Here is a 491-nt window from a genome sequence, read left to right as displayed (position 1 = left end):
CTGCTCGGCGACTGGTACCAGCACGCGAAGTACGCGACGGTGTTCCTGGCCGGCTACCTGCTGGGTCGTGAACCGGTGTTCTGGGAGCGCGTGGTCGCCCTGCGCCGCACCACGCTATGGCTGGCGCTGGCTGCCGTCGGCTGGTATCTGGGGTTGCGCATCCTCGGCCAGGTATTGCCCGCCGATTCCCAGCTGCGGCAATGGCCCGAACCGTTCTGGGACCTGCAGGGCCGGGCCAGCCAGTCGCTTTACGTATGGACCGCGCTGCTGGCCATCCTCGGCTGGGGAAAGGTCTTCCTCGATCGCCCGTTCCGCTGGCTGCCGTACTGCACCGAGGCGATCTATCCCTGGTACATGCTGCACCAGAGCCTGATCATCGTGCTGCTGTTCTGGCTCAAGCCACTTCAGTTGGGCCCGTGGATGGAACCGGCCCTGCTGCTGGCCGGTACTGTCGGCGGCTGCCTGCTGATCCATGAGTTGCTGATCCGTCG

The 491-nt window shown here is 65.8% G+C and carries 1 protein-coding gene; it reads left to right on the top strand.

The window, feature by feature from the left end:
- The coding region (locus K9U40_RS23425; protein WP_349239459.1) for an acyltransferase family protein at positions 1 to 491 on the top strand (491 nt) is incomplete at both ends.

The sequence above is a fragment of the Xanthobacter autotrophicus genome (genome assembly GCF_030015065.1).
GTDB classification, from domain to species: Bacteria; Pseudomonadota; Alphaproteobacteria; order Rhizobiales; family Xanthobacteraceae; genus Xanthobacter; species Xanthobacter autotrophicus_D.
Note: the sequence above shows the minus strand (reverse complement) of the source record. Positions and strands in the feature narration are given on the sequence as shown.